The sequence below is a fragment of the Bradyrhizobium sp. LeoA1Lang genome (genome assembly GCF_055413685.1).
This window is the reverse complement of record NZ_JBVAPG010000121.1, coordinates 1-25,906: the sequence shown is the minus strand read 5'-3', so window position 1 is coordinate 25,906 and position 25,906 is coordinate 1. Positions and strand designations below refer to the sequence as shown.

The window sequence follows — 25,906 nt, the reverse complement described above, 5'->3', positions numbered from 1 at the left end:
TATCCATTCCAATGCGGATAATCTGCGTCACGGACGGCTCCCTCGTTTGAGATTTCGACAACCTCATTCTGGCACAACTGATGCCGTAGGGGGCCGTCCACCCCATCAACCACAGGCCTTTGTAGTGTGCTCCGCCGCAACCGCTTGCTTCCGCCGCAACAACTGCCTGTGGTTATGGGTCCTCGCTTTCGCGAGGACGACGGAGAGCAGCTACGAACTCAACTTCCCGCCCGCGACCACGATATCGCTGGCGAGCTGGCTGGTGCGGGTGGCGAATTCGTCGCGCAGCCTTCGCGCCGCGGCCGGATCGCTTTCCAGCACGCGTTGAAACAGGCTGCGCGAGATTCGAATACAGGTGGCGCGCTCCAGCGCGGTCGCGGTCGACGGCCGCTTCATCGGCACGATCAGCGCGAGCTCGCCGATCAGCGCGCCGGGGCCGGCGATGATCTCGGCACCGCCATCTTCCACGCGGAAAGCGCCGCGCTGTACGACATAGCCCGCATCCGCCTGGTCGCCGGCATGGAAGATAACGTCGCCGCGTTCGAAATTGCGCTGTTCGGAGCCGATCGCAAGCATGCGCAACGCAGTTTCCCCCAGCAGACGCAAGGTGGAGACGCGTTCGAGCAGCGCTACGTCATCTTCGATCGACATTCAGGCCGGTGACCGGGGATACGATTCGGTCGCGAATCGTATCACGGCACCAGTTTGTAGCCACCGGCTTCCGTCACCAGGATCTCGGGATTGGCGGCATCTTTCTCGATCTTCTGCCGGAGCCGGTAAATATGCGTTTCCAGCGTATGGGTGGTGACGCCCGAATTGTAGCCCCAGACTTCCTGCAGCAGCGTCTCGCGCGACACCGGCATCTGGCCGGCGCGGTAGAGGAAGCGCAGGATCGCGGTCTCCTTCTCGGTCAGCCGCACTTTCCGCGCATTGGCGGCGGTCAGCATCTTCGAGCCGGGCCGGAAGCTGTAGGGACCGACGGAGAACACCGCGTCTTCGCTCGCCTCGTGCTGGCGGAGCTGCGCGCGAATCCGGGCCAGCAGCACCGCGAAGCGGAAGGGCTTTGCCACATAGTCGTTGGCGCCGGATTCGAGGCCGAGGATGGTGTCCGAATCGGTGTCATGGCCGGTCAGCATGATGATCGGCGCCTTGAAGCCGCCTTTGCGCAAGGACCGCACCACCTCGCGGCCATCGGTATCGGGGAGGCCCACATCCATCAGGACCAGATCGGGAGAGTTGGTCTTGGCCGCGCTGGCGCCCTTGGCGCCGGTGTCGACTGCGGAGGCTTCGAATTCCTCGTGAAGGGAAAGTTGCTCGACCAGCGTGTCACGCAGGTCGGTGTCATCATCCACGATCAAAATCTTGCGGGCATTGGCCATAGGAACGATCCTCTTGGAGGCAGGCAGCGGACACAAGCGGACAGCGCTTTGGCCGAGACTTGATGGCGAGACTCGCTTTGTAGGTAGTCGTTCATTACCGATTCACAAGCCGATCACAGTCTATCCCAAATCAGCATCCGATTGGATGAATGTGCTGTAATCCCGCCAGATAGAACGATCGGGGCCGGGCAGGCAAGGCGCGAGCTTTTTGATTCATATGAGAAGTTCCAATTTTTCAATCACTTATGAGACAACCGCGCGTGATCGGCCGTTGTCCCTGGTCCGGGTCCAACCCGCCGCCGGTAACCCGTGCCGGGGGTGGCTGACCGCCGACGGCTGGTCGGTGCCGGTTGCGCTCGGCCGGGGCGGCATCCTCGCCAATAAGCGCGAGGGCGACGGCGGCACCCCCCGAGGAGTCTTTCACCCCCGGCAATTGTGGTGGCGGGCGGACCGCTTCCCGCGGCCGACGAGCTTCCTGCCCACCCGCCCCATTCGGCCCGAGGACGCCTGGTGCGAGGACCCGCGGGACCGCCACTACAACCAACCGGTGCAGCTTACCCGCGAGCAGAACGGCGACCGGCTGACGCGCGAGGATCGTCTCTACGACTTCATCATCGAAATCGACCACAACGCCACCCCGCGCATCGCGGGCCGCGGCAGCGCAGTGTTCCTGCATCTGGCCCGTCCAAATTTCGCGCCGACCGCCGGCTGCGTCTCGATGACCAAATCCTCGATGCTGCGGCTATTACGGCGAATGAGCCCGCAGACGAGAATCGTGATCGGGTAGAGGGCTGGTTTTGCCCTGCGGGGAAGGGAATCAGTTGGGCTCGACCAGGCTTCCACAACGTCATTGCGAGGAGCGAAGCGACCGAAGCAATCCATGCCTCAGCAGGTGGCGAAATGGATTGCTTCGCTTCGCTCGCAATGACGACGTGGAGAGCGCCGCCATCCTTTACCGCGCGCCAAATATCGCGGATCCCACGCGCACATGGGTCGCGCCCATCTGGATCGCGGTGGCGAAATCGGCGCTCATGCCCATCGAGAGATTTGTCAGGCCATTGCGCGCGGCGATCTTGGCCGTCAGCGCGAAGTGCGGGGCAGGGGGGTCGTTGAACGGCGGGATGCACATCAGGCCCGAGATCGAAAGCCCGTAATGCTCCCGGCAGCGTGCGATGAAGGCGTCGGCATCGGACGGGGAAATGCCTGCTTTTTGCGGCTCCTCGCCGGTATTGATCTGGATGAACAATTGCGGCTGCCGGTTCTGGTTTTTGATTTCCTTGGCTAACGCTTCGCAAATGCTGGGGCGGTCCACCGAATGGATGGCATCGAACAGCGCCACCGCCTCCTTCGCCTTGTTGGATTGCAACGGCCCGATCAGGTGCAGCACGATGCCGGGGTGGGCTTGCATCAAGGAAGGCCACTTCGTCTTGGCTTCCTGCACGCGATTCTCGCCGAAAACGCGCTGTCCGGCCGCGATGACGGGCGAAATCGCATCCGCATTGAATGTTTTCGACACCGCAATCAACGTCACCGAGCCACGATCGCGACGCGCATCCTTGCAGGCGCGCGCGATTTCCTCCTCGACCTCTGCGAGACCGTTTGGTGAATGCGCGGTTAGCGGCGCTGTGTTTTCCGGTGTCATGTCATCTACCAACGTGTAGCGGGGGTTCCCTCGAATTTTACCAAATCCGGGAAAGCCTTCTTGAACCCTTCGTTCTACTTTCACCAGTGGGGCTAGGGGACATTGATGTCTAAAATTAATTTCAACCGCCACCGCGCCAAACTCAAGAATCTTCTGGGTATCCGCGGGCGGCTGGCGCTGCTTGCGCTGTTGCTGGTGGCCCCCATGATGCTGGACCGCGTCCGCACCCTGGAGGATTCGCGGGCCAAGCAGATCGCACACGCCGCCGAGGAATTCGCCGCGCTCGCAGCACACAGCGCCGACGCCCAGCGCGAGGTCATCTCCTCGGTCGAGACCGTGCTGAAATCCGCCGCCTATATCCGCGCCTCCGCCGGCGGCATCGGCAAGAGCTGCGAGATCCTGCGCGCCAGTGTGCCCGCCAACATGCCCTGGATCCGCAGCCTGATGTTCCTCGGCAGCGACAATCGGATCCAGTGCTCGACCAATAACGCCTATGTCGGCATCGATCTCAGCGACCGGCCCTATGTGACCGAAGCCCGGGCGCGCCGGGAATTTGTCTTGAGCGATTTCATCGCGGCCCGCCCCACCGATACGCCGGTCGTGATGGCCGCTTACCCGGTGGCCGCCATCAACAGTGAAACCGACTCGGTGGTTCTCGCCGCGCTCAATCTGGACTGGATGTCCAGGATCATGAGCAATTACGGCGGACGTGCCGGCGTTTCCTCCGTCCTGGTTGACAGCGCCGGTACGGTTCTCGCGGCACCGCTGGATCAGGCAAGCATGATCGGCCGCTCGCTGGACACCCTGCCGCTGATGTCCGCGATCGCCGATAAAGCGCTTAGTTACGGTGAGTCCTCCGGCTCGATTTCCTTCACCGCGGCGGATGGCACGAACCGCACGATCAGCTTTGCCCGCATTCCGGGCACGCGCTCGCGGCTGATCGTCAGCATCGATGAAGCCAAGGTGACGGCGGCGATCGATCGCGATATCCGCACCGCCTATTTGCAGCTCGGCTTCGTCTGCCTGCTTGTGCTGTTCGGTGCGCTGGTCGGCGCGGAGAAATTGATCATCCATCCGATCGACGTGATGACCCGCACGGCCAAGCGCTTCGGCGAGGGCGACTGGTCCGTCCGCGTCGCAAAGAACAAGCTGCCGGCAGAGTTCGTGCCGCTGGCCCGCGCCTTCAATGCGATGGCCGCGCAGCTCAGCCAGCGCGAACGCGATCTCGTCGCGACCAACGATCGCCTGACGGTGATGGCCTCGATCGACATGCTCTCGGGGCTCGCCAATCGCCGGGGTTTGCAGAGCCGGCTCGATTTCGAGTGGATGAAGGCGCAGCAATATGATTGCGAGCTGTCGCTTCTGATGATCGATGTCGATCATTTCAAGCTCTACAACGACACCTACGGCCATCCCGAAGGCGACGCCTGCCTGACCAGGCTCGGCGAGACGCTCTCTGGCATCGCCGCCGATACGCTGGGCTTCGCCTGCCGCTATGGCGGTGAGGAATTCTGCCTGCTGCTGCCGAACACCGGTGCCACACGCGCAAAAGAGATCGGCGAGATCGTGCGCGCCACGGTGCAGGATCTCCGCCTGCCGCACGCAACCTCCAGCCACCAGATCGTCACCGCCAGCGTCGGCGTCGCCTGCACCAAGCCAAGCCCGGCGCTCCGCCCCGGCGACCTGATCGAAGCCGCCGACGCCGCCCTCTACGCCGCCAAACATCTCGGCCGCAACACCGTCGTCGAGCACGGCCTGGTGCGGGGCTCGGGGAGCGCGGCTGAGATGGCGATGGCGAGCTAACTTCGCTGCTGTCATTCCGGGGCGCGACGAAGTCGCGAGCTATGATGTGCAATTGCACATCAGAGAATCCATTGCGCCACCGGCGCGAGCGGAGACATGGATTCCGGGCTCATCGCTTCGCGATGCCCCGGAATGACGGCGGAGAAAAATTTACCAGCGATTCCAACCTGATTTGCCCCGTCCAGCCCTCGCACAAAAAACATTCCGCTTCCGCCGTCGGGCAAATCAGCACTATTAATCCGCGCGTCTCACCCAAATGAGGGGCGGGTCGCGATCGTCACGAACGTTGCGGTGAGATGCGGTGGACGAGAGTGTCACGACTGACGAGCGTGGCATTCGCGGACGGCGAAGTCGTGTGGTCCTGGCGCCCCGACGCTGGCGCTAAGCTCGCGAGCAGCAAGAGCTGCCGCGGGTGACGGTGGCAAGAAAGCCCGGTCACCGGGGAGAGCACGAAGTAAGCCGTAACACCATCGCGCAGGGAAAGCCGGAATGCTTCGGTTGAACCTGTGGTCCTACCCCCGTGCTTTTTGTTGCACGGGACCCATGGGTGCAACCGGCACCCGGCTTTCCCTGCGCCCTCTGTTCGAGAAGAGGGTGAAACGAGACGCAAAGCTCGGACGCAATGCGCCGCGAGAATGCGAGCGCACATCCCGCTATCATACTCCACCGTCATGCCCCGCGCAGGCGGGGCATCCAGTAACCGGCGGCTTCTCGGCTCAAGCACGACTGCCTCTGGAATACTGGATCGTCCGCCTTCGCGGACGATGACAGCGGGGAGCTGTTTGACATTTGAATCAGAAACCAACCCCACGTCGTCCCGGGCTTGACCCGGGACCCATAACCACCGATCTGAGTTGTGGCGCGAGCAAGCGGCCCGAGTTTTCGCATCACGAGCACCTGTGGCTATGGGTCCCGGGTCAAGCCCGGGACGACACCGAGAATGACGTGTAGAGCGGCGCACATGACCTATCTGCCCTTGCCGCGCGGCGTGCCCCAACCCGTTGACCCCGCAGCCAATTCTATGGCCTAGTCCGCCGTCTTCTAAACGGCCGAAAAGCCCCCTAAGAGCCCTGTTTCATGACCTCCGAACGTTACAACGCCCGTGAATCCGAGCCGCGCTGGCAACGCCAGTGGGACGAGAAGGCGATCTTTGCGTCGAAAAACGACGATCCGCGGCCGAAATACTATGTGCTCGAGATGTTCCCGTACCCGTCCGGGCGCATTCATATCGGCCATGTCCGGAACTACACGCTCGGCGACGTGCTGGCCCGCTACATGCGCGCCAAGGGCCTCAACGTGCTGCATCCGATGGGCTGGGACGCATTCGGCCTGCCGGCGGAGAATGCGGCGATCGAGCGCAAGGTGGCGCCGAAGGCGTGGACCTACGACAACATCGCGGCGATGAAGAAGCAGCTTCGCTCGATCGGCCTGTCGCTGGACTGGTCACGCGAGTTCGCGACCTGTGACCCCAGCTACTACAAGCATCAGCAGAAGATGTTCCTGGACTTCCTGCGCGCCGGCCTCGTCGAGCGCGAAAAGCGCAAGATCAACTGGGACCCGGTCGACATGACCGTGCTCGCCAACGAGCAGGTGATCGACGGCCGCGGCTGGCGCTCCGGCGCGGTCGTCGAGCAGCGCGAGATGAATCAGTGGGTCTTCAAGATCACGAAATATTCGCAGGAGCTGCTGGACGCGCTCGACGGGCTGGATCGCTGGCCCGACAAGGTGCGGCTGATGCAGCGCAACTGGATCGGCCGCTCCGAGGGCCTCTTGATCCGCTTCGCGCTGGATCGCACAACCACGCCGGACGGCGAGCGCGAATTGAAGATTTTCACGACGCGGCCGGACACGTTGTTCGGCGCCAAGTTCATGGCGATCTCGGCGGACCATCCGCTGGCGCAGGCTGCGGCCGCGAAAGATCCGAAACTTGCCGAGTTCATCACTGAGGTCAAACGGATCGGCACCGCGCAGGAGGTCATCGACACCGCCGAGAAGCAGGGCTTTGACACCGGCATCCGGGCGATCCATCCGTTCGATCCGAACTGGAAATTGCCGGTCTATGTCGCGAACTTCGTGCTGATGGAATACGGCACCGGCGCCATCTTCGGCTGCCCGGCGCACGACCAGCGCGACCTCGACTTCGTCAACAAATACGACCTCGGCAACACGCCTGTTGTCTGTCCGGAGGGGCAGGATCCGAAGACGTTCGTGATCACGGACACCGCCTATGACGGCGACGGCCGCATGATCAATTCGCGCTTCCTCGACGGCATGACCATCGAGCAGGCGAAGGAAGAAGTTGCGAAGCGCTTGGAGAGCGAACTCCGTGGCAACGCGCCCGTCGGCGAGCGCCAGGTGAATTTCCGCCTGCGCGACTGGGGCATTTCGCGCCAGCGCTATTGGGGCTGCCCGATCCCGATCATCCACTGCCCCAAATGCGACGTCGTGCTCGTGCCCGACAGCGCGCTGCCGGTGACGCTGCCGGAGGATGCGACCTTCGACAAGCCGGGCAATGCGCTCGACCACCATCCGACCTGGAAGCATGTCACCTGCCCGCAATGCGGCGGACCCGCTAGCCGCGAGACCGATACCATGGACACCTTCGTGGATTCGTCCTGGTACTTCGCGCGCTTCACCGATCCCTGGAACGAGACATCGCCGACCACGCCGGCAGTCGCCAACCGGATGATGCCGGTCGATCAGTATATCGGTGGCGTCGAGCACGCGATCCTGCATCTGCTCTACAGCCGCTTCTTCACCCGCGCGATGAAGGCGACCGGCCACATCGCGATGGATGAGCCGTTCGCCGGCATGTTCACGCAGGGCATGGTGGTGCACGAGACCTACCAGAAGGCCGACGGCACCTTTGTGATGCCGGCGGACGTGAAGATCGAGGTCATCGACAGCGACCGGCGCGCCACCACGATCGACACCGGCGAGGAGGTCACGATCGGCCCGATCGAGAAGATGTCGAAGTCGAAGAAGAACACGGTCGACCCCGACGACATCATCGCGACCTACGGCGCCGACGTCGCACGCTGGTTCATGCTGTCGGACTCCCCGCCGGACCGCGACGTGATCTGGAGCGACGAGCGCGTGCAGGGCGCGGCGCGCTTCGTGCAGCGGCTGTGGCGGCTGGTGAATGAATCCGCCGAGATCGCGAAGGCCGCGCCGGCGGCCCGGCCGGCGTCATTCGAGCTCGAGGCGACCACCTTGTGCAAGGCGGCCCATGGCGCGCTGGACAAGGTGTCCTCCGGGATCGAGCGGCTGCATTTCAATGTCTGCCTCGCCCATATCCGGGAATTCACCAATGCACTCGCCGAGACCCTGGCCAAGGGCGGCAAGCCTGCCCCCGACGTCGCCTGGGCGGTTCGGGAAGCCGCGGTCATCCTCGTTCAACTGTTCGCGCCCATGATGCCGCACCTCGCCGAGGAATGCTGGCAGGTTTTGGGCCAGGAAGGGCTGATTTCGGAGGCGTCCTGGCCCCAAATCGAACGCGATTTGCTGGTTGAAGACAGCGTGACCCTGGTCGTGCAGGTCAATGGCAAGAAGCGGGGTGATGTTACCGTGCCACGGGCGGCGGAAAATCCTGAGATCGAGGCTGCCGTTCTGGCGCTTGATGCGGTAAAAGCCGCCTTGGGCGGCAAGCCCGTCCGCAAGATAATCGTGGTGCCCATGAGGATCGTGAATGTCGTCGGCTAGGATCCGGATCGCTCTCCGGCTCGTCGCGGTGGCCGCTTTGGCCGCGGTGACGGCAGGCTGTTTCCAGCCGATGTATGCCGAGCATACCGACGGCACGCCGGCGTTGCGCGAGAAGCTGATGGGCGTCGAGCTCCCGCCGATCAGCGACAAGCCGAACGCGTCCCGCGAGGCCCGCATCGGCGTGGAAGTCCGCAATGCGCTGGCGTTCAAGCTCTATGGCAACGCCACCGGCATGCCGCCGACCCATCGACTGGTGATCCGGTTCACGACCAGCCGCTCCTCGCTGATGATCGATCCGAACACCGCGCTGCCGACCGGCGAGAATTTCGGCATCGACGCGCAATACAATCTGGTCGATATCGCCTCCAACAAGTCGGTGATGACGGGCTCCACCTTCTCGCGGGTGTCCTACGACATGCCGGGCTCCTACCAGCGCTTCACCCGCACGCGCGCCTTGCGCGACGCCGAAGATCGCGCCGCGCAGGAGATCGCGGACAACATCAATACCCGGCTGGCGTCCTTCTTCACCGCCGGGACCTGATCGCCGTTGGTCGCGCTCCGCGGAAAAGAGATCGACGCCTTCCTCGCCCGGCCCGATCCAGGCCGACCGATCATCCTGCTCTACGGCCCCGACGCCGGCCTCGTGCGCGAGCGCGCCGATGCGCTGATCGCTTCCGCAGTCGATGACCCCAACGATCCGTTCTCCCTGGTCCGCCTCGACGGCGACGACCTCGCCGCCGAGCCTTCGCGATTGGTCGATGAAGCGATGACGGTGCCGCTGTTCGGCGGGCGGCGCGCGATCCGCGTCCGCGCCGGCTCGCGCAATTTTGCCAGCGGCGTCGAGACGCTCGCCGATTCGCCGGTGAAGGATTGCCGCATCGTGATCGAGGCCGGCGATATCAGGCCGGACTCGCCGCTGCGCAAGATCTGCGAGCGCGCCAAGAATGCGGTGGCGATCGGCTGCTATCCCGACACCGAGCGCGATCTCGCCAAGCTGATCGACGACGAACTGCGGGCCTCCGGCCTGCGCATCGCGTCCGACGCCCGCGCGGTGCTGATGTCGCTGCTCGGCGGCGACCGCCAGGCCTCTCGCAACGAAGTGCGCAAGCTCACGCTCTACGCCCATGGCAAAGGCGAGGTCACGCTCGAGGATGTGATGACGGTGGTCTCCGACGCATCCGAGCTGAAGCTCGATCCGATCGTGGACAGTGCCTTCGCCGGCAATGCCGCGGCAGTCGAGACCGAGTTCGCGAAAGCGATGGTCGCCGGCACCTATCCCGGCGTCATCATCGCAGCCGCGCAGCGCCAGGCGGCCTGGCTGCACAAATCAGCGCTGGCGATTGCCGATGGTGCGCCGGCCTCGTCGGTGCTGGAGGGCGGATTTCCGCGATTGCATTTCTCGCGGAAAGGCGCGGTCGAAATCGCACTCCGCAATCTCAGCCCGCAGCGGCTGGTCGGCATCATCGAGCAGCTCGGCACCGCGGCGCTCGACATGCGCAAGCAGAATGCGCTCGCCGCCGTAATCGCGCAACGCGCCCTGCTCTCGATCGCCGCGAATGCGCGGCGGCGGGGATGAGACACGACGCACCCCAAGGCGTCATTGCGAGCGAAGCGAAGCAATCCATCTCGCTACTTGCGGCAGCATGGATTGCTTCGTCGCTATCGCTCCTCGCAATGACGAGGCGGGACGAGCGTGGCTAAACTAACCGCCCTCGAGCCGGCGCATCACCTCGTCGAGCTGCTCGAGGCTGCGGTAGCTGATCTGCACGGTGCCGCCGGGGTCGCGATGGTTGACGCTGACGGTCAAGCCCAGCGCATCGGAGACGCGCTTCTCCAGCGCGAGCGTGTCGGGGTCCTTCTCCTTGCCGGCGCCGGCGCGCGCCTTCTGCGGCTTGCGCACCGGCACGCCCTCGTCATGCGCCAGCGCTTCGGCCTGGCGCACGTTGAGGCCTTCCGCGACGATGCGCTTGGCGGCGCTGACAGGATCGGGCACGCCGATCAGCGCGCGTGCATGCCCTGCCGTCAACTCGCCGCTCGCGATGAAGGCCTGCACCTCGGCGGGCAGCTTGGTCAGCCGCATCATGTTGGCGACATGGCTGCGGCTCTTGCCGACGTCCCGCGCGATATCTTCCTGGCTGCGTTTGAACTCGTTGGCGAGCGCGTGATAGCCCTGCGCCTCTTCCATCGGGTTGAGGTCTTCGCGCTGCACGTTCTCGATGATCATCATCTCGAGCGCGTCGCTATCGCTGACCTCGATCGGGACGATCGGGACCTCATGCAGGCCGGCGAGCTGGGAGGCGCGCCAGCGCCGCTCGCCGGCGATGATCTCGTAGCGGTCCTGCGCGCCCTTGACCGGCCGCACCACGATCGGCTGGATCACGCCTCGCTGCTTGATCGAATCGGCGAGCTCACGGAGCTCGGCATCGGCAAAACTGCGGCGCGGATTGCGCGGATTGGCCTTGAGGAATTCGATCGGCACCTTGCGCTGCGTGCGCGGCCGCTCGACATGCGCGGCCTCACCGCCGACGTCTCCGATCAGACTTGCAAGCCCACGGCCCAGTCGCGAACGCGCTTCGTCGGCCATTGTCGCCAGCTCCCTTGGATTCACGTAGCAAACTCCGAAAACAGAATCTTGGATCGTAGGGTGGGCAAGGCGAAGCGTGCCCACCAGGCGGCGTGGAGGAAGATGGCGGGCACGGCGAAGACGCCTTTGCCCACCCTACCCTCGTCAATCCGCGCGCAACTCGCGTTCGCGCTGGATCACTTCGGTGGCGAGCTTGAGGTAGGCTTCGCTGCCGACGCATTTGAGGTCGTAGACCAGCACCGGCTTGCCGTAGGACGGCGCTTCGGAGATGCGCACGTTGCGCGGGATCATGGTGTTGTAGACCTTGCTGCCCATGAACTGCCGGACGTCGGCAACGACCTGGTTCGACAGGTTGTTGCGGGAATCGAACATCGTCAGCACGATGCCGTGGATCGACAGGTTCGGATTGAGCGTCGAGCGCACCTGCTCGACCGTCTGCAAGAGCTGCGACAAACCTTCGAGCGCGAAGAACTCGCACTGCAGCGGCACCAGGATCGCGTCCGACGCCGCCATCGCATTCACGGTCAGCAGGTTGAGCGACGGCGGGCAATCGATCAGCACATAGGTGTAGTCGGCATCCGGCGAGGTGTTGTTGTTGAGCCCGGCGATCGCGTCGCGCAGACGGAACGCGCGGCCCGGCGTCGTGCCAAGTTCGAGCTCGAGACCGGAGAGATCCATGGTGGAAGGAGCGATGTGAAGTCGCGGCACCGCGGTCGCCACAACCGCCTCGCGCAGCGGTGCCTCGCCGATCAGAACGTCATAGGTCGAGCAGCCCCGATTGCGCCGGTCGATGCCGAGCCCGGTCGATGCATTGCCCTGCGGGTCGAGATCGACAACCAGGACCCGCTCGCCGATGGCCGCGAGTGCAGTCCCAAGATTGATCGCTGTGGTTGTCTTACCGACGCCCCCTTTTTGGTTGGCGAGCGACAAAATGCGCGGATGGCCGGCTGGTTGTGGCGGCCTATCCTCTTGATAAACCTCATCAATTACGGTCATATCGTTGCCCTGCTGATCACCTGCGTGAAGCTCAACGTCGCCCAATGGAGTCGAGCTCGACAATCCAGCCGTGCCCGCCGGTTCGGCTGGGATGAAGTTGCGGCTTAATTGTCCAATATTTAGTGGCTTCGGTCAATTCAGCCTCTACATCTTGGCCCTTGAGAAACAGCGCTTTTGCACCCTTTCGCACAAGCGGTTCCGCGAAGCCGATGAGCTGATGTAGCGGAGCCAGCGCCCGCGCGGTCACGCAATCGATGGGCCCGCTGATTCTTTCCACAATATCCCCGATGTCAGCCAGATGCACCGTCCCCGGCGCATCAGTCACGCGCAACGCTTCGCGAAGAAAGGCCGCTTTCTTGGCGTTGCGCTCAACCAGATGGACGGAGGTGCCAGGCGTATGTGCGCGCGCGCAGGCGAGCACAACACCGGGAAAGCCGCCCCCGCTGCCGAGGTCGACCCAGACCTTGGCCGTTGGAGCGAGGTCAAGCAATTGCAGCGAATCAGCGATGTGACGGGTCCAGAGTTCGGGCAGCGTCGATGGCGCGACGAGATTGGTCTTGGCCTGCCACTCCAGGAGAAGCGCGACGTAGCGATCGAGGCGGGCTTCCGTTTCACGTGAAACGGGGGTGAGGGTGAGTGCCGCCGTCTTATCGGCAACCGCGCTCCGTTGTGCTGTATTCGGCGGTGCTTTGATCATCGGTTCGGGAGTGCCAGTCTGGAAGCAAGCCATCATTGCGAGCAAAGCGAAGCAATCCACTGATTCGATCCGCGAGGGAAGATGTGGATTGCTTCGCTGCGCTCGCAATGACGACGGCGTTGGAGGACCGCGCCTGTTTCACGTGAAACGCCTACGCCGTCGCCTTCGCCATCTTCCGCCGTGCCTCACGGCGCAGATAGGCGGCCAGGATGCCCAGCGCCGCCGGGGTCATTCCGTCGATCCGTCCTGCCTGACCGACGGTCCGCGGCCGCGCAGCCTTCAGCTTGGCGCGCGCCTCATTGGAGAGGCCGGGTACGTCATCATAGTCGACGCCGGTCAAGACAAGTCCCTCGTCGCGGCGGAAAGCGTCGACATCGGCGATCTGGCGCTTGAGATAGACATCGTATTTCGCGTCGATCTCCAGGTGGAGGGCAATCGATGGATCAATGGCCGACAGCTCCGGCCAGATGCCGCGGAGCGTCGACCACTCCACTTCGGGGTAGGAGAGCAGTTCAAAGGCGGAGCGACGGACGCCATCGCGGTTCAGCGCCAGCCCGTGCTTCGTGGCCTCGTTCGGCGTGACCGAGAGCGACTTGGCCAATGCCTTGGCAGCATTCAACGCAGCCATCTTCGCGGCATGCCGCTTGGAACGAGCCTGGCCGACACACCCCAACGCAATGCCCTTGTCCGTCAGCCGTTGGTCGGCATTGTCGGCCCGCAGTGTCAGCCGGTATTCGGCCCGCGAAGTGAACATCCGGTAGGGCTCGGTGATCCCGCGCGTCACAAGGTCATCGATCATCACACCTAGATAGCCATCGGCGCGATCGAAAACGATCGGATCGGTGCCACCGGCAGAGAGTGCCGCGTTCAAGCCTGCGACAATCCCCTGCCCCGCGGCTTCCTCATATCCGGTCGTGCCGTTGATCTGGCCGGCCAGGAACAGGCCCGGCAATCGCTTGGTTTCGAGCGTGGGCTCGAGCTCGCGCGGATCGACATGGTCGTATTCGATCGCATAGCCCGGCCGGACCATCCTGACCCGCTCGAGGCCCGGAATGGAGGCAAGGATCGCCCGCTGGACCTCCTCCGGGAGCGAGGTCGAGATACCGTTGGGGTAAACGGTGTTGTCGTCGAGGCCTTCGGGCTCCAGAAAGATCTGATGGCCGTCGCGATCCCCGAAGCGGACGATCTTGTCCTCGATCGAGGGGCAATAGCGCGGCCCGGTGCTCTTGATCTGCCCGGAATACATCGGTGATCGGTGCACATTGGCCCGGATCACCTCATGCGTGCTGGGTGTGGTGCGGGTGATCCCGCACTGGATCTGCGGCGTGGTGATCCGGTCCGTCATGATGGAGAACGGCTCAGGCGGATCATCGCCGGGCTGCATCTCGACCGCAGACCAGTCGATCGTGGTGCCATCCAGGCGCGGTGGCGTCCCCGTCTTCAAACGGCCAAGCGTAAAGCCCAGGCGCTCGAACGAGGCCGAAAGCCCCATGGCCGGTGCCTCGCCGACGCGGCCAGCCGGCCAATTCTTCTCGCCGAGATGGATCAGCCCGCGCAGGAAGGTGCCGGTCGTGATCACGACGGCGGCGGCAGACAGGACCCGTCCATCTCCCAGAATGACTCCGCTGATGCGCCCGTTGGAGGTCAGAAGATCATCCGCCTCACCCTCCACCACGCTCAGGTTGGCGGTTTCGAGGATCGCGGCCTGCATGGCAGCGGCATAGAGCTTCCGGTCTGCCTGAGCACGAGGCCCGCGGACGGCAGGGCCCTTGCGACGGTTCAGCATCCGAAACTGAATGCCGCCGGCATCAGCGACCCGACCCATCAGACCGTCCAACGCGTCAACTTCGCGGACCAGATGGCCCTTGCCGAGGCCCCCAATCGCGGGATTGCAGGACATCGCGCCAATGGTCGAAAAACGGTGCGTCACCAGAGCCGTCTTCGCGCCCATCCGGGCGGCCGCGCTGGCGGCCTCGCAGCCGGTATGGCCGCCACCGATGACGATGACGTCGAATGAAAGCGATTGGGTAGACATGCGCGAACTTCTAGCGCGGAGCGGTGAAAGTCGAAAGACAAGTTTCAACGATCTGATCTGGCGCTGTTTCACGTGAAACAAGGTGCGAGTCTTGGCTCACGGTCCCATGTGAGCCCCGCCGGCTGTTTCACGTGAAACAGCGACCCGCCCTTTTCACTGACTCAGGGGCCTACTGATCCAGCGGCCTACTTCCCGACGCAGAACTCTCGAAAGATCACGTCGAGGATATCCTCAACGTCCACACGGCCGAGAAGCCGTCCAAGGCTATAGGCGGCCGCCCGCAGCTCCTCCGCGGCCAGTTCTTCGCCCGCCCCGACCACGTCGATCGCCCGACGCAACGAGTCGGCCGTCTCCTGCAAGAGCTTGCGCTGACGCGTCCGGGTAATCAGACCGCCTTCACCCGATCCGAAATAGTCGTGCGCAAAGCCAACGAGGGCTGTGATCAGTTCCGGAATGCCGTCCCCATTCCGAGCCGAGATCCTGAAGGAGGCGGACGCAGATCCAGATCCCGACAGTCCGGAGGTCGAAGCATCCAGATCGATCTTGTTACGCACCAGCCAGACCGGCACCGATCCTTCATGTGAAATCGCCGCGCTCATCCGGTCGGTGAGCCACAATACCAGGTCGGCCTCCTCGGCGCGGGCACGGGCGCGGCGCACCCCTTCCTGCTCGACCGGATCGTCAGTCTCGCGGATCCCGGCTGTGTCGATCACCGTCACCGGATAGCCGTCGAGATCGAGTTGCACTTCAATGACGTCGCGGGTGGTGCCGGCGTGCGGCGAGACAATCGCGACGTCGCGCCGCGCAAGCTGGTTGATCAGGGTCGACTTGCCGACATTCGGGAGGCCCGCGATTGCGACCACCAGGCCATCGCGGAGTCGTTCGCTCTGCGCCTGGGGCGCCAACACCTGCTGAATTTCGCTCAGCAGCCCTTTGACCTTCTTAAGCGCCGGCGCGATCAATTCCGCCGGGACATCGCCCTCGTCGGAGAAATCGATACCGGCCTCGATCAGCGCCGACGCCTCGATGATCTCAGCGCGCCAGTCACGTGCACGATCGCCGAGCAGGCCCTTCAACTGGCGCAGCGCCTGGCGGCGCTGCCGGTCGGTGTCGGCATGAATAAGGTCGTCGAGGCCCTCGGCCTCGGTCAGATCGAGCTTGCCGTTCTCGAATGCGCGGCGGGTGAATTCGCCGGCCTCGGCGGGCCGAACGCCATCAACGCCAGCGAGCGCATTGAACAGCGCGCCGAGCACGGCCCGCCCACCATGGACATGAAATTCGGCGACGTCCTCGCCCGTGGCGCTGGCGGGCGTGGGAAACCAGAGAACCACCGCATCGTCGATCGGTTGGCCAGCCGCATCCTGCAGCAGCGCTCTGGTCGCCATCCGCGCCGATGGAATCTTGCCGGCCAATTTCACCAATGCCGGACCGGCTTGCGGCCCCGACACCCTGACGATGGCGATCGCACTTGGCGGTTGCCCCGAGGAAAGCGCAAAGATGGTCTGGTCCCGCGGATGCATCGCGTATTTGTTAGCGAAAGGCCGGGAAAGCAACGCACAATTCGCGTGCCTGATCGTTCACGCCTTTGCTGCATTGCAACAAAAAGGGCTTCTTGCTGCAGCAATTGTGCAGCAATCTGCTGCGAAATCCGCGCCGCGAACCTATCAGCAGATCCGCGCGTCGAAGAAATATAAGATTCGTCAGGTACTTAGATGACAGCATTTTGGGCAAACAAACACGCGCTTATGCTGCAGCCGTAACACAGCATAAGCGCGTTTATTGCGTCGCAACATAAGCCCGGCCCGCTGGCCGCCGCTTACGTGTTCATCGAATCGAAGAACTCGGAGTTGCTCTTGGTGTTCCGGAGCTTGTCGAGCAGGAAGTCGATGGCGTCCATCGTGCCCATCGGATTGAGGATCCGGCGCAGCACGTACATCTTCTTCAGGAGCTGCGGATCGGTGATCAGCTCTTCCTTGCGCGTACCGGAGCGCGAGATGTCGATCGCCGGGAAGGTCCGCTTGTCCGAGACCTTGCGGTCGAGGATCAATTCGGAGTTACCGGTGCCCTTGAACTCTTCGAAGATCACTTCGTCCATGCGGCTTCCGGTATCAACCAGCGCGGTGGCGATGATGGTGAGCGAGCCGCCCTCCTCGATATTGCGGGCGGCACCGAAGAAGCGCTTCGGCCGCTGCAGGGCGTTGGCGTCGACACCGCCGGTCAGCACCTTGCCGGATGACGGCACCACCGTGTTGTAGGCACGACCCAGGCGCGTAATCGAGTCGAGCAGGATGACCACGTCGCGGCCATGTTCGACCAGGCGCTTGGCCTTCTCGATCACCATTTCGGCCACCTGGACGTGACGCACGGCTGGCTCGTCGAAAGTCGAGGACACCACCTCACCCTTCACCGAGCGCTGCATGTCGGTGACTTCTTCCGGACGCTCGTCGATCAGAAGCACGATCAGATAGCATTCGGGATGATTGTGCGTGATCGAATGCGCGATGTTCTGCATCAGCACGGTCTTACCCGTGCGCGGCGGCGCCACGATCAAGGCGCGCTGGCCCTTGCCGATCGGCGCAACGATGTCGATCACCCTTGCAGAAAGGTCTTTTCGCGTCGGGTCATCGATTTCCATCCGAAACCGCTGATTGGGAAACAGCGGCGTCAGGTTGTCGAAATTGACCTTGTGCCTGGACTTCTCAGGGTCCTCGAAATTGAGCGAATTGACCTTCAGCAGTGCAAAATAGCGCTCACCCTCTTTCGGGCTGCGGATGTGGCCTTCGATCGTATCGCCCGTGCGCAGGCCGAACCGGCGGATCTGTGAGGGCGAAACGTAGATGTCGTCAGGGCCCGGCAGATAATTGGCATCGGGCGAACGAAGGAAGCCGAAGCCATCGGACAAGACCTCGACGACGCCTTCACCGATAATGTCGGTTTCCTGAATCGCGAGTTGTTTGAGGATGGCGAACATCAGCTCCTGCTTGCGCATGGTGCTGGCGTTTTCGACCCCATTTTCCTCGGCAAACGAGACAAGCTCGGCCGGCGTCTTGGACTTGAGGTCTTGAAGTTTGATTTCCCGCATGGGGGTGGTCCTGTGGAGCATTTTTTGAGAAGAGTCTTGCGAGGTGGCTTTGAGAAAAAGCGGACGCAAAAATGAAGGTCCGCAGGTCTAAGCAAGGAAAGCGCCGGTGGGGCTTCAAACCTGATGTGGCGGCCGGCCCGTTGATGGAACCGGAACGCGATCACATCCGCCTGCGTGGGGTGGGATTGAGACAAATATAGAAAATCGGTTTGCGCTCCGCAAGAAGGACTGAAGCCTGATTCGTGGGCAATGAGCCTGCCTAGAACGGCTTGACCACCACCAGGATCACGATGCCGATCATCAGGACCGTCGGCACCTCATTGATAATCCGATAGAATTTCTGGCTTCGGGTATTCCGGTCGGCAGCAAAATCCTTCATCCAGCGGGCAAAAAATCCGTGGACACCAGAAAGCACGAGCACCAGCAGAAGCTTGCCGTGGAGCCAGCCGGAGCTGAACCAGTGACCAGCCCAGGCCAGATAGAGGCCCGTGAGCCAGGTGATGATCATCGCCGGATTGATGATCGCCCTCAGAAGGCGGCGTTCCATCACCTTGAAGGTCTCGGACTGCTTCGAGCCTTTCTCCGCCTCGCAATGATAGACGAACAGCCGTGGCAGATAGAGCATGCCGGCCATCCAGGAGATGACCGCAATGATGTGCAGCGCCTTGATCCACTCGTAGATCCACCCTTGCATCGTGATCGCTGTGCTCCTGGAACATCTCGGACAGTCTCATCGTTCTCTGAGAAGGCCTGCCAGCGAGGTTACCGATACATATCCGCAAGCACCGCTCTCTTAAAACTAATAAATTTTAGAATCTTAGGTTTGAGTCTAAGTGGCCGTGGATTTGACTCACGCAACGCGATCCCGCCGTTCTCGAGCGCTTGTTCACACCGCTCAACAATTCCGCCCCTATCGTCGCGCAGCGAAATATCGTCCGGTGCCTCAAGCGCTTGCAGTGTTCCTTGGCCAGCTTATCAAGAGACAAATTCACATATTCTCACTATCATCCCACCGGCACGGCGGACTTGTCCTCGCAGGAGGCGCTGTGAAGAAAAGGTTTAGATATCCCTAAGGCGGCGCTCTCGGCTGAATAGTTGTAGGCAACCTCCACAGGGATTCACAGGATAGACAGAGGTTTTGGTGCCCACATCAGGCAATTACTTTCACCTGCATCTGGTGTCGGACTCAACCGGCGAGACGCTGATCACAGTGGCGCGCGCGGTGGCCGCGCAATACGCCAATGTCTCGCCGGTCGAACACGTCTATCCCCTGGTGCGCAGCCAGAAGCAGCTCGACCGCGTGCTCGATGAAATCGAGGAATCGCCCGGGATCGTGTTGTTCACGCTGCTCGAGAAAGATCTCGTCAGCCGGCTGGAAGCCAAATGCAGGGAGATCAATGTTCCGAGCCTGTCGATCATTGGCCCGGTGATGCAGTTGTTCGAGGCGTATCTGGGTGCGGCGACCTCAGGTCGTGTCGGCGCGCAGCACGTGCTGAACGCGGAATATTTCAAGCGCATCGATGCGCTGAACTACACGATGATGCATGACGACGGCCAGCACGTCGAAGGTCTGGAGGAGGCGGATGTCGTCCTGGTCGGGGTATCCCGCACCTCGAAAACGCCGACGTCAATCTATCTCGCCAACCGCGGCATCCGCACCGCGAATGTCCCACTCGTGCCCGGCATTCCGCTGCCGCATCAACTGGAGCACCTCAAGAAACCGCTGGTGGTCAGCCTCCATGCGACGCCGGAGCGCCTGATCCAGGTCCGGCAAAACCGGCTCTTGAGCATGGGCGCTGCTTCCGGCAACGACGAATATATCGACAGGCAGGCGGTCGCCGATGAAGTCGCGTTCGCGCGCCGTCTGAGCGCAAAATTCAACTGGGCGCTGCTGGACGTCACGCGACGCTCGATTGAGGAGACCGCCGCAGCGGTGATGAAGCTCTATAACGACCGCCAGCGGCAGCGGCCGTGGCCGCCGGAGTGATTCGGCGACCATGACGATCTGGCGCGGAAAATATCCGCTGATTCTTGCCTCCCAGAGCCGTGCGCGAAAAATGCTGCTGGCCAATGCGGGAATCGCGTTCGAGGCGCTGCCGGCGGATATCGACGAACGGGCGATCCAGGAAAATTCAGGCCTTTCGGCGCCGGCGGAAATTGCGTCGCTGCTGGCGCGCGAAAAGGCCTTGTTTGTTTCCTTGCAGCGGCCGGGACGATTCGTCGTCGGCGCCGACCAGACGCTGGCGCTCGGCGATCGATTGTTCAGTAAACCTGCCGGCCGCGATCAGGCGGCCGAACAATTGCGTGCGCTCGCGGGTCGGGTTCACGAATTGCATTCCGCCGTTGCCGTCGCCCAAGACGGTAAAATACTGTTTGCCGACACCAGCGTGGCGCGCATGTCGATGCGCCCGCTTCGCGAGGACGGGATCAACGCCTATCTGGGCCAGGCCGGCGAGGCCGTGACCACCAGCGTTGGCGCCTATCAGCTCGAAGGCCTCGGGGTCCACCTGTTCGAGCGCATCGACGGCGACCATTTCACCATCCTCGGCCTGCCGCTATTGTCGTTGCTGGCCTTCCTGCGCAGCGAGAATTTGCTGGCAATCTGACATGTTTCCGAGTGATGACTGAAAAATGCTGATCCTGGGACTGACCGGCTCGATCGGGATGGGGAAATCCACCACCGGGAAACTGTTCGCGGAAGCGGGCGTCCCTGTCTATGACGCCGACGCGACCGTGCACAAACTCTACGAAGGCGAAGCGGCGCCGGCGATCGAAGCCGCCTTTCCGGGCACCACCGCTGATGGCAAGGTGGATCGCGCAAAGCTTTCCGCGCGCGTGGTCCATGATCCCGCGGCGATGAAGCAGTTGGAGCAGATCGTCCACCCGATGCTCGGCGCCTCCCGGCAAAGATTCTTTGCGGATGCGGAAGCCTCCGGCTCTCCTGTGGTCGTTGTCGACGTGCCGTTGCTGTTCGAGACCGGCGGCGAGAAACGGGTCGATGCGGTGGTCGTCGTGACGACCTCGCCGGAAATACAGCGCGAGCGCGTGCTGGCGCGGGGCACGATGGACGACGAAAAACTCGATGCGATCCTGGCGCGACAACTGCCCGATGCCGAGAAACGCAAGCGGGCGGATTTCGTGGTGGATACCTCACACGGCCTTGAACCCGTGCGCGCGCAAATCAAGGACATTCTGGCTGAGGTCGTTAAGATGCCGAAGCGGCGAATCTGATTCGCCCAGTATTCTTCAGTCCTGGAAGTCCATGCGCGAAATCGTTCTCGATACCGAAACCACCGGCCTTGATCCCTTGCGCGGCGATCGGCTGGTCGAGATCGGTTGCATCGAGATCTTCAACCGCATGCCGACCGGCCAAGTCTACCACGTCTACATCAATCCCGAGCGGGACATGCCGGCGGAGGCCTTTGCCGTTCACGGCCTCTCGACCGAATTCTTGGCCAGCAAGCCGGTGTTCACCGAAGTGGTCGACGAATTCCTGGCGTTCATCGCTGACACCCCGCTGGTGATCCACAACGCCTCGTTCGATATCAGCTTCATCAATGCCGAACTCGATCGAATCAAGCGGCCGGTGATCGCCAAGGACCGGCTGGTCGACACCCTGCTCCTGGCGCGCCGGAAACATCCGGGCGTGTCGAACCGGCTCGACGATCTCTGCTCGCGCTATTCGATCGATAATTCCCGCCGCACCAAGCACGGCGCGCTGCTCGATGCCGAGCTCTTGGCGGAGGTTTATGTCGACCTGATCGGGGCGCGGCAGTCGCAGCTGATCCTGGCCTCGGAAGCCGCGATCACCCAGATCGGCCATGGCGATATGCCGCGGCGGCAGCGCGAGATTCCGCTGGCGCCGCGGGTGACGGAGGCGGAGCGCGAGGCACACCGCGCCTTCATCGCGACCCTCGGCGACAAGCCGATCTGGAACGATTACCTGCCGGCGGCGGCCGAAGCCGCCGCGTAAATTCCTTAAGATCAGCTCGGTTTCACGCCGGCCGCCGGGGCGGCTTGTGTCGCTGCCTGCCGCTCCATGTTCTGGCGGTACAGGCCGACGAAATCGACGGGATCCAGCATCAAGGGCGGGAAGCCGCCATCGCGTACGGCGGTGGCGATGATCTCGCGCGCGAACGGGAACAACAGCCGCGGGCACTCGATCATCACCAGCGGGTGCAGATTCTCCTGCGGCACGTTCACGATCCGGAATACGCCGGCATACTGCAGGTCGAAGCTGAACATCACCTTGCCGGCACTTTCGGCCTTGCCTTCGACCGAAAGCGTCACCTCATATTCGCTCTCGGCGAGGTTCTGGGCCGAAACATTGATCTGGATGTTGATCGCCGGTTGCTGCTGCTGCGGCCCGAGCGAGGCCGGCGCGTTCGGGTTCTCGAACGACAGGTCCTTGGTGTACTGCGCCAGCACGTTGAGCTGAGGCGGGGCCTGCTCGGGGGGTGCGCCGTTGCCGTTGGTCATGGGAAGCTCTCCTGAGCACTGGCGATCGGAGACGGTCTGACGTCCGAAGCCGCAGTTAAGATTTTGGAAATGCTGGTGCCGGGCGAGTGGCTATCATAGCCCCACACTGCTCCACAAGGCGACAGTCCTTGATGGCCAAACCTTCGCCGATTTACCGCCGGGATCGTCAATCGCGGCTGTAAGGCGGCACCATTTGCTCCCTAAACATTTGAAGATGCGTGATTTCCAGGCATCATCGGATTTCCCCTCGCCGTCAAAACGCGCTACAATGGCCGCGCCAAAACGCGCCATTGGCCGATCGGAGTTTCGTGCCTACATGCTGCGGACTCAATTGGCGAGGTAATCTCCGCCGTTCCCTGAACGGAACGCCCGCTGGGGGCGGACCGTTGCCGGTGCAGATCAGAAAGCGAACACGACGTGGATATCTACACCATCATTTTCCTGGCGCTGGCCGTCTTCATTTTCCTGCGCCTGCGCAGTGTCCTCGGACAGCGCACCGGCAGCGAGCGGCCCCCCTATGACCGTGCGGCCCCGAATGTTCTGCAGCGGGAGAATAATGTCGTCCCGATGCCGGGCTCGGTGATCGACCAGCCGCCCCCGCTGCCGAGCAAGGAAGTGACGCCGCCTTCCGATCGCTGGAAGGGAATTGCGGAACCCGGCACGGCGCTGGCGCAGGGGCTGGACGCCATTGTCGCCCAGGACTCCTCTTTCGATCCGCGCCATTTCATCTCGGGTGCGCGGAGCGCCTACGAGATGATCGTGCTGGCCTTTGCCAATGGCGACCGCCGCGCGTTGCGCGACCTGTTGTCGAGCGAGGTCTATGACAGCTTCGATGCCGCGATCAAGGATCGCGAAAAGCATGAGCAGAAGACCGAAACCCGCTTCGTCTCGATCGACAAGGCCGAGCTCGTCGGCGCGGAAGCACGCGATCGTTCGGCGCAGGTCACGGTTCGGTTCGTGTCGCAGATGATTTCCGTCACCCGCGACAAGGCCGGTACCATCGTCGACGGCAACCCGGAAAAGGTCGCCGATATCACCGATGTCTGGACTTTCGCCCGCGATACGGCGTCGCGCGATCCGAACTGGAAACTGGTTGGCACTGGAAGCGCCCACTGATCGGCTTCGCCTTGCGCGTCTCACGGCCGCGTGCTGCGCAATCGCTGTTCTATGCTCGACGGCTGCGCTAGAGGCGCGCCCCAAGTCGCCAGCGAAGGCGACCAGACACTCGGCCGTCCAGCATAGTCGTCACCTCCCCTATCCGCACCTGGAGTTGCCGCTGCAGATCAGCGGCAGCCAGTATGAACCGCTGGCCTGGATCGACATGCCGGGCTGGAGCGATGACGATCACCTTGCGGCCTACAAGGCGTTTCGCGCGAGCTGCCGGCCGATCGCCGCCGAGCACGGCCTGCCTTCGGAATCGAAGGCGCTCGGCACCTCGTTGCGCGATCCCTGCCGCATCGCCAAGGGGCTGGAGCTCACCGACGAGGCCAAGGCGAAAGCCTTCTTCGAGGAGCATTTCCTTCCCTTGCGCATCTCGCGGCTCGGCGAGGGCGAGGGTTTTGTCACCGGCTATTACGAGCCCGTGCTGGATGGGTCGCGGACGCAGACTGATGTCTACAACGTGCCGGTCTACCGCCGGCCGTCGAACCTGTTCGTCCGCGGCGCCAAGCAGAGCTCGAGCGGCCTGCCGAACAAGGGCCAAGTGTTCCGCAAGATCGGCCGCCGCAAGCTCGTGCCGTATTATGATCGCGCCGAGATCGAAGACGGCGCGATTGCCGGCCGCGGCCTCGAGATCTGCTGGCTCAAGGAGCAGACCGATCTGTTGTTCGCCCAGATCCAGGGCTCCGCGCGGGTGCGCTTCGAGGACGGCTCGACATTGCGCATCAATTATGATGCCCACAACGGCTATCCCTACACGCCGGTCGGCCGCATCCTGATCGACCGCGGCATCGTCCCGAAAGAACAGATGTCGATGCAGAAGATCAGGGACTGGATGGCGCAGAACCCGGATGGCGCCAAGGAATTGCGCCGGCAGAACCGCTCCTATGTATTCTTCCGCGAGGTGCAGCTCTCCGACAAGGACGAGGCGGTCGGCGCGCAGGGTGTGCCGTTGACGCCGGGCCGTTCGATCGCGGTCGATAAGGCGCTACACGTCTATGGCACGCCGTTCTTCATCGAGGGCGAATTGCCGATCGAGTCAGAGCAATCGAAGACGCCGTTTCGCCGTCTGATGATCGCGCAGGATACCGGCTCGGCGATCGTTGGCCCAGCCCGCGCAGACCTTTATTTCGGCGCCGGAGCCGATGCCGGAAAAGTTTCGGGCCGGCTAAGGCACAGTATGCGCTTCGTGATGCTGGTGCCGAGCAGCCTCGATCCCGTCGCGCGCGGACGCAAGATGCCGGTACCGGATGAGCGGCCGTCGGAAAAGATCGCAAAGCTGTTTCCGCAAACCGATTCGAAGGAAAAGAGCGCGGCGAAGCCCGTGGATGCGTCCGCTGCATCGGGCGCGCAAGCCGCAGGCGTCGCAAAGCCGGTCCCGATGCCGGAGCCGCGGCCCGGTATCAAGGCGGAGAATGAGCCGCGGCGCCATCGGCATTTCCGCCATTACCGCTACTACAGATGAAGCGTCCGGTTCCGATTGCAGATCCCGCGCCGCCGCGGCGAAGGCGCGCGCTCAGCGAAGAAGAGCGTGCGCTGTGGGAAAGCGTCGCAAAGCAGGTCAAGCCACTGCGCAAACGCCATCCCGTTGCGAAGGCGCACGCCGTGCTTGAAGCGGAGATGAAGGCCATCGTGAAGCCGGTTGCCCCGGCAAAGCCGATCCCGGCGAAGTCAGCGCCCGCACCGCGTCCGCAGACGCCGCCACCGCTGGCGCCGCTCGGCCGCCGCGAGCGCGCGCAACTGTCGCGCGGGAAGAAGGAGATCGACGCCCGGCTCGATCTTCATGGCATGACGCAGACACGCGCGCACCGCGTGCTGCTTACGTTCCTGCAGCGTGCGCATAGTAACGGGCTGACTTTCGTGCTCGTCATCACCGGCAAGGGTAAAGCCGGGGGCGCTGATGCCGAGCGCGGCGTCTTGCGCCGCCAGGTGCCGCAATGGCTGAGCCTGCCCGAATTCCGCGCGCTCGTCGTCGGCTTCGAGGAAGCCCATATCGGCCACGGCGGCGAGGGCGCGCTTTATGTGCGGGTGCGGCGCGCGAGGATTTAGAGCATGATCCGGAAAAGTGTGAAGCGGTTTTCCGAAAAGATCATGCTCAAACAATAACCTAAAGCGCGATGATGATTCATCCTCATCTCATCCTCATCTCATCGCGCTTTAGTGCTACAATCCGTAGCCCGGGTGAAGCGAAGCGCAACCCGGGACAGTTTCCGCCGCGGATCGTGAACTGCACCCCTGTAGTGAGACAGGATAATCAGGGACAGGAGCCCGGCGCTTGAGGCGGCAGGGCGGGTTGATGGGTTAGGGCCAGGTTGCGGGGCTGCTGCGCAGCAGCCCCGCAACCTGGTA

The 25,906-nt window shown here is 63.0% G+C and carries 25 protein-coding genes; 13 read left to right on the top strand and 12 right to left on the bottom strand.

Features of this window, described 5'->3' with window-relative positions:
- Positions 1-210: 210 nt before the first annotated feature.
- Complete coding sequence (locus tag ACZYOF_RS31180) at positions 211-651, bottom strand: cyclic nucleotide-binding domain-containing protein (protein WP_463718155.1); 441 nt, start codon at positions 649-651, stop codon at positions 211-213.
- Between the two features lie 41 nt (positions 652-692).
- A complete protein-coding gene (locus ACZYOF_RS31175; protein WP_027582830.1) occupies positions 693-1,379 on the bottom strand; it encodes a response regulator transcription factor in 687 nt (228 codons plus the stop codon).
- Positions 1,380-1,596: 217 nt separating this feature from the next.
- Between ACZYOF_RS31175 and ACZYOF_RS31170 the strand changes: the two genes are divergently transcribed.
- Positions 1,597-2,166, top strand: a complete 570-nt coding sequence (locus tag ACZYOF_RS31170) for a L,D-transpeptidase family protein (protein WP_463718154.1) — start codon at positions 1,597-1,599, stop codon at positions 2,164-2,166.
- Positions 2,167-2,331: 165 nt separating this feature from the next.
- On the opposite strand, the gene ACZYOF_RS31165 is transcribed toward ACZYOF_RS31170, so the two are convergent.
- The gene (locus ACZYOF_RS31165) at positions 2,332-3,021 is read right to left on the bottom strand and encodes a YggS family pyridoxal phosphate-dependent enzyme (RefSeq protein WP_463718157.1); all 690 of its coding nucleotides are present in this window, start codon (positions 3,019-3,021) and stop codon (positions 2,332-2,334) included.
- Positions 3,022-3,126: 105 nt separating this feature from the next.
- Between ACZYOF_RS31165 and ACZYOF_RS31160 the strand changes: the two genes are divergently transcribed.
- On the top strand, positions 3,127-4,824 hold the full coding sequence (locus ACZYOF_RS31160) for a diguanylate cyclase domain-containing protein (protein WP_282531008.1): 1,698 nt from the start codon (positions 3,127-3,129) through the stop codon (positions 4,822-4,824).
- A 59-nt stretch (positions 4,825-4,883) separates the two neighbouring features.
- Here the strand turns inward: ACZYOF_RS31160 and ACZYOF_RS31155 are convergent, their stop codons facing one another.
- On the bottom strand, positions 4,884-5,027 hold the full coding sequence (locus ACZYOF_RS31155; protein ID WP_463718153.1) for a hypothetical protein: 144 nt from the start codon (positions 5,025-5,027) through the stop codon (positions 4,884-4,886).
- Between the two features lie 874 nt (positions 5,028-5,901).
- Here ACZYOF_RS31155 and leuS point away from each other — a divergent pair.
- From leuS to holA, 3 genes are read left to right on the top strand one after another with little or no spacing between them, the layout of a single operon-like run.
- On the top strand, positions 5,902-8,526 hold the full coding sequence (gene leuS, locus ACZYOF_RS31150; protein WP_463718152.1) for a leucine--tRNA ligase: 2,625 nt from the start codon (positions 5,902-5,904) through the stop codon (positions 8,524-8,526).
- A complete protein-coding gene (gene lptE, locus ACZYOF_RS31145) occupies positions 8,513-9,067 on the top strand; it encodes an LPS assembly lipoprotein LptE (RefSeq protein ID WP_282531429.1) in 555 nt (184 codons plus the stop codon). The genes leuS and lptE overlap by 14 nt, the downstream gene beginning before the upstream one ends.
- A gap of 6 nt (positions 9,068-9,073) precedes the next feature.
- Positions 9,074-10,102: a DNA polymerase III subunit delta gene (gene holA / locus ACZYOF_RS31140; RefSeq protein WP_463718151.1), complete on the top strand. Its 1,029-nt coding sequence runs from the start codon at positions 9,074-9,076 to the stop codon at positions 10,100-10,102.
- Between the two features lie 126 nt (positions 10,103-10,228).
- Here the strand turns inward: holA and ACZYOF_RS31135 are convergent, their stop codons facing one another.
- The 5 genes from ACZYOF_RS31135 to mnmE all read right to left on the bottom strand — a co-directional run bounded on the left by ACZYOF_RS31135 (position 10,229) and on the right by mnmE (position 16,358).
- Positions 10,229-11,110 (bottom strand): ParB/RepB/Spo0J family partition protein, encoded by an 882-nt coding sequence (locus tag ACZYOF_RS31135; RefSeq protein ID WP_165421339.1) that lies wholly within the window; start codon positions 11,108-11,110, stop codon positions 10,229-10,231.
- 144 nt (positions 11,111-11,254) lie between these two features.
- Positions 11,255-12,106, bottom strand: a complete 852-nt coding sequence (locus ACZYOF_RS31130; protein ID WP_130581419.1) for a ParA family protein — start codon at positions 12,104-12,106, stop codon at positions 11,255-11,257.
- Positions 12,107-12,137: 31 nt separating this feature from the next.
- Positions 12,138-12,803, bottom strand: a complete 666-nt coding sequence (gene rsmG / locus ACZYOF_RS31125; RefSeq protein WP_463702399.1) for a 16S rRNA (guanine(527)-N(7))-methyltransferase RsmG — start codon at positions 12,801-12,803, stop codon at positions 12,138-12,140.
- Positions 12,804-12,954: 151 nt separating this feature from the next.
- The gene (gene mnmG / locus ACZYOF_RS31120; RefSeq protein ID WP_463718150.1) at positions 12,955-14,838 is read right to left on the bottom strand and encodes a tRNA uridine-5-carboxymethylaminomethyl(34) synthesis enzyme MnmG; all 1,884 of its coding nucleotides are present in this window, start codon (positions 14,836-14,838) and stop codon (positions 12,955-12,957) included.
- 185 nt (positions 14,839-15,023) lie between these two features.
- On the bottom strand, positions 15,024-16,358 hold the full coding sequence (gene mnmE, locus ACZYOF_RS31115) for a tRNA uridine-5-carboxymethylaminomethyl(34) synthesis GTPase MnmE (RefSeq protein WP_463718149.1): 1,335 nt from the start codon (positions 16,356-16,358) through the stop codon (positions 15,024-15,026).
- Between mnmE and ACZYOF_RS31110 the strand changes: the two genes are divergently transcribed.
- Positions 16,240-16,554, top strand: coding sequence for a hypothetical protein (locus ACZYOF_RS31110; RefSeq protein ID WP_463718148.1), 315 nt, complete (start codon positions 16,240-16,242; stop codon positions 16,552-16,554). The two genes, mnmE and ACZYOF_RS31110, sit on opposite strands and share 119 nt — an antisense overlap.
- A gap of 100 nt (positions 16,555-16,654) precedes the next feature.
- On the opposite strand, the gene rho is transcribed toward ACZYOF_RS31110, so the two are convergent.
- Complete coding sequence (gene rho / locus ACZYOF_RS31105) at positions 16,655-17,920, bottom strand: transcription termination factor Rho (RefSeq protein ID WP_463718147.1); 1,266 nt, start codon at positions 17,918-17,920, stop codon at positions 16,655-16,657.
- A gap of 259 nt (positions 17,921-18,179) precedes the next feature.
- Entirely contained in the window at positions 18,180-18,602 is a 423-nt protein-coding gene (hemJ, locus tag ACZYOF_RS31100; RefSeq protein ID WP_463718156.1) for a protoporphyrinogen oxidase HemJ, read from the bottom strand.
- Between the two features lie 459 nt (positions 18,603-19,061).
- Between hemJ and ACZYOF_RS31095 the strand changes: the two genes are divergently transcribed.
- From ACZYOF_RS31095 to dnaQ, 4 genes are read left to right on the top strand one after another with little or no spacing between them, the layout of a single operon-like run.
- Positions 19,062-19,907 carry a pyruvate, water dikinase regulatory protein gene (locus ACZYOF_RS31095; RefSeq protein WP_130581417.1) on the top strand — a complete coding sequence of 282 codons (846 nt, stop codon included), beginning with the start codon at positions 19,062-19,064 and terminating at the stop codon, positions 19,905-19,907.
- A 10-nt stretch (positions 19,908-19,917) separates the two neighbouring features.
- A complete protein-coding gene (locus ACZYOF_RS31090; protein WP_463718146.1) occupies positions 19,918-20,526 on the top strand; it encodes a Maf family protein in 609 nt (202 codons plus the stop codon).
- 25 nt (positions 20,527-20,551) lie between these two features.
- Entirely contained in the window at positions 20,552-21,151 is a 600-nt protein-coding gene (gene coaE / locus ACZYOF_RS31085) for a dephospho-CoA kinase (RefSeq protein ID WP_463718145.1), read from the top strand.
- A gap of 31 nt (positions 21,152-21,182) precedes the next feature.
- On the top strand, positions 21,183-21,893 hold the full coding sequence (dnaQ, locus tag ACZYOF_RS31080) for a DNA polymerase III subunit epsilon (RefSeq protein WP_463718144.1): 711 nt from the start codon (positions 21,183-21,185) through the stop codon (positions 21,891-21,893).
- 11 nt (positions 21,894-21,904) lie between these two features.
- Here dnaQ and secB read toward each other — a convergent pair whose 3' ends face one another.
- Complete coding sequence (secB, locus tag ACZYOF_RS31075; protein ID WP_463718143.1) at positions 21,905-22,399, bottom strand: protein-export chaperone SecB; 495 nt, start codon at positions 22,397-22,399, stop codon at positions 21,905-21,907.
- Positions 22,400-22,816: 417 nt separating this feature from the next.
- Between secB and ACZYOF_RS31070 the strand changes: the two genes are divergently transcribed.
- Genes ACZYOF_RS31070 through ACZYOF_RS31060 form a run of 3 tightly spaced genes read left to right on the top strand, consistent with a single transcriptional unit; the run spans position 22,817 to position 25,606 of the window.
- Positions 22,817-23,515 carry a Tim44/TimA family putative adaptor protein gene (locus ACZYOF_RS31070; protein ID WP_463718142.1) on the top strand — a complete coding sequence of 233 codons (699 nt, stop codon included), beginning with the start codon at positions 22,817-22,819 and terminating at the stop codon, positions 23,513-23,515.
- Positions 23,439-25,022, top strand: coding sequence for a murein transglycosylase A (gene mltA, locus ACZYOF_RS31065; RefSeq protein WP_463718141.1), 1,584 nt, complete (start codon positions 23,439-23,441; stop codon positions 25,020-25,022). The genes ACZYOF_RS31070 and mltA overlap by 77 nt, the downstream gene beginning before the upstream one ends.
- On the top strand, positions 25,019-25,606 hold the full coding sequence (locus ACZYOF_RS31060; protein WP_463718140.1) for a Smr/MutS family protein: 588 nt from the start codon (positions 25,019-25,021) through the stop codon (positions 25,604-25,606). The genes mltA and ACZYOF_RS31060 overlap by 4 nt, the downstream gene beginning before the upstream one ends.
- Positions 25,607-25,906 lie beyond the last annotated feature (300 nt).